General features: G+C 57.5%; 3 protein-coding genes. All 3 read right to left on the bottom strand.

Going from position 1 to position 3,054, the window contains the following annotated elements:
- Positions 1–148 precede the first annotated feature (148 nt).
- Positions 149–580: a hypothetical protein gene (locus tag P1S46_12015; protein MDF1537195.1), complete on the bottom strand. Its 432-nt coding sequence runs from the start codon at positions 578–580 to the stop codon at positions 149–151.
- A 246-nt stretch (positions 581–826) separates the two neighbouring features.
- On the bottom strand, positions 827–2,206 hold the full coding sequence (locus P1S46_12010) for an ATP-binding protein (protein ID MDF1537194.1): 1,380 nt from the start codon (positions 2,204–2,206) through the stop codon (positions 827–829).
- Between the two features lie 6 nt (positions 2,207–2,212).
- Entirely contained in the window at positions 2,213–2,917 is a 705-nt protein-coding gene (locus P1S46_12005) for a response regulator transcription factor (GenBank protein ID MDF1537193.1), read from the bottom strand.
- Positions 2,918–3,054 lie beyond the last annotated feature (137 nt).

Here is a 3,054-nt window from a genome sequence, read left to right as displayed (position 1 = left end):
TGAGGAAAGGGAAAACCACGCTTTTCCCTTTCCGTGGAGCGAAAAGTCCCGGATTGGACTTTTTGCGACTCTATCAAGTTTAAACCTTACATCAAATTTCCCGGTGGTCCCGCGGGCCTTACGGCCCGCGGGACCAGGGGAAATTTGATCAGAAGCTGTTACAGGGGCCGTCGCAGCCGTAGCCACCTCGGCTACCTCCGCGTCCACATCTCTCCCCTCGGCGGCCGTCAATGCCGTACTTGTCAGCGACCTTGGAGATACCGGTCTCGATGTCGATGATCTCCTTGCGAAGGTTGCCGATCCGGTCGGCATCCGGATTCTCCTTTTCCAGTTCCTGGGACAGCTCCAGGCGCCTGGTCAGCAGGTTGTCCCTCAACTGCAGGGTCTCCTTGCGGAACTTCGTCACCGATTCCACGTCCACATCGGCGCTGCCCTCAGTCCGGTAGCAGTCACCCGGGCCCCGATCGTATCCCTCGCCCATCATGCCGTAACCGCCTCCCCAGCGGGCGAATGCGCTTGACGCCATCAGAGCGCTCAGGGCCAGTACCAATCCAACGATTTTCAGGTTTCTCTTCTTCATTTCGTTACCTCCTTGGGTTTTGAAGAGTTTGTGTTGTCATCAACCTATCAAAACCGTGTGAAGGAATTTCGAAGAGAATATGAAAAAATGTGAAGAGATCCTTTTGATCTCCTCCCATTTTTTTCATCTGAGAAATCCAACCCATCTAAACAAGAGACTCTGTTTTTCGATCTTTCCCTGCGTTCCAACTCTCCATTGCGCCCATGCCGTGACTGCATTGCTCAATTACAGCTCGCAGTAATAGCCCTATTTCCCCAGCGTCACCGTGTCTCCGGGACCGGAAGGCAACACCACCGTCACAACCGTCCCCTTCCCCACCTCACTTTCTACCGTCACATCCCCCCCGTGTGCATCCACCAGTTCCTTGACGATGGGCAGGCCCAGGCCCAGGCCGCCGTCCGCTCCCCTGTAGAACCGCTCGAAGATATGAGGCAGCGCCTCGGCCGGGATACCGCTCCCGGTGTCCCGAACCTCGACCCTGATCCGCCCACCATCCTCAAAGGCCGTCACTTTTATTTTGCCTCCCCCGGCGGTGGCCCTCAGGGCGTTGCCAAGGAGGTTGATGATGATCTGGCTGAGCCGATCCGGATCCACCCACGCCGCCAGCCCCTCTTCACTTTCGACCTCAAGGGTGATCTCCTCCTCGAGGGCACGGGCGTGAAACCGGCCTGCAATGCTCTCCATCAGGGGCGCTATTTCTATCATCTGGCGGTTCAGGGACAGGGAACTGGCCTGGGCCTGGGTCAGGCTGTCGATGCCGTCCAGGATGAAAGCGAGGCGTCCTGTCTCCTCATGCAGGGAACTGACCTGTTCACGGCTCAGTGGCAGCACATCGTCCAGCATCGCCTCGAGCTCGGCCCTCATGGCGGCGAGGGGCGTCCGCAGCTCGTGGGCCACGTTGGCGATGAGTTTTTTCCTCAGAGATTCCTGCAAGGCGAGGTCTGACACCATCTCGTTAAAAGCCGCGGCCAACCGGCCGATCTCGTCGTCACCGGTGACCTGGACCCGTTCACCGGTCTGCCCGCCCCTGATGGCCCGTGTCTGACGGACCAGTTTTTCGATGGGACCGGCCAGACGCCTCGAAACGAAAAAGCTGGCCAGGACCGCCACACCTCCCATAAGGAGAAACGAGATCATCAGGAAACGGTTGGATCTCCGCACGAAAAGCCGGCTCCGGTCGTGGTCCAGGGAACGTACCTCGAGGGTTCCTATCAACTCTCCGCCAAGGAAGAGGGGAAACAGAACGAAGGGCACTTCTCCACCTTCCATTGTCCTCGACCCCACAAGAGACGCCACCCGCTGCATCATGAGCGGGGAGAGGCTGTCCAGGGCGCTCCCGGTGTCGATCATCAGCTTCCCGTCCTGATCATGGACGCGGACCTCCATGCCCAGGACAAGGGCCATCACCGCAGTCCCGGCCAGTTCATTCCCGTCCCATCCGGCACCGGCTTCGTAACTGCCTTCCAGTTCTGCTGTGGTGTAATATACGTAATCGAGGGACTGCCCATCCAGGTAATCCCTGAAATCCCTTACCATCATCTCCCTGAGGTAAAGGGCAGCCGAAAACGCGATGGCCGACACGACCATGAGGAGGAAAAAGAACCTGGCCCAGAGGGATCTTTTCATTATTTATCAGGCATCCTGTCTGCCTCCAAAGCGGTAACCGATGCCATAGACAGTCTGGACGAACCGGGGTTTTCCAGGGTCGGGTTCGATCTTTTTCCGGATGTTCCTGACGTGGGCGTCGATGGTGCGATCGTAACCCTCGAAATGGTAATCCAGGGCCTGCTGGATAAGTTCATCCCTGGAATAGACCCGACCGGGCCGTGATGCCAGGATGAAAAGGATCTTGAACTCCGAAGCGGTGAGATCGGCCACGACCCCGTCACGGGTCACCTGGTAGGTCTGGCCGTCAAGGACCAGGCGCCCGTCCTCGAAGCTCAGGACGTCCTTTCTTCCCCCCGGTCTGCTCCCTTCGACCCTCTTGAGAACTGCCTTGACGCGAAAAATCAGTTCCCTCGGGCTGAACGGTTTGACCACGTAATCATCCGCCCCGAGGGCAAGTCCGGCAACCCTCTCCTCCTCCGAAGATCTGGAAGTGACCATGATCACCGGAATGTCGCTCAAGGCTTTCAGGTCCTGGAAAAGCTCTTCACCTGAAAGATCGGGAAGCATCAGGTCCAGTATGACCAGGGCCGGATGCTCCCTGGAAGCGGCCTCAAGTGCCGCCCGGCCGCGGGTGAAGTGACGCGCCTTGAACCCCGCGCCTTCAAGGTATGCCTTGACCACATGGGCGATCTTGAGATCGTCCTCGATTATGAAGATCGTATCGGACAAGGAACCTCCAGTTCCAGGTTCTAGGTTCTAGGTTCTAGCAGCGTGTCGGAAAACCTCTTTACACGCTGCTGTAAGTTTTTCGGAAAGCCCTTTTTTGGGTCTTTTCTTGAAAACAAGAGCATTAAACCGGTGAATAA

The organism is bacterium, from assembly GCA_029210545.1.
GTDB lineage: Bacteria > BMS3Abin14 > BMS3Abin14 > BMS3Abin14 > BMS3Abin14 > JARGFV01.
Note: the sequence above shows the minus strand (reverse complement) of the source record. Positions and strands in the feature narration are given on the sequence as shown.

Excerpts from the sequence above, each read along its gene's own strand:
- P1S46_12010 (MDF1537194.1), bottom strand. The coding sequence starts at position 2,206 with ATGAAAAGATCCCTCTGGGCCAGGTTCTTTTTCCTCCTCATGGTCGTG.
- P1S46_12015 (MDF1537195.1), bottom strand. The coding sequence starts at position 580 with ATGAAGAAGAGAAACCTGAAAATCGTTGGATTGGTACTGGCCCTGAGC.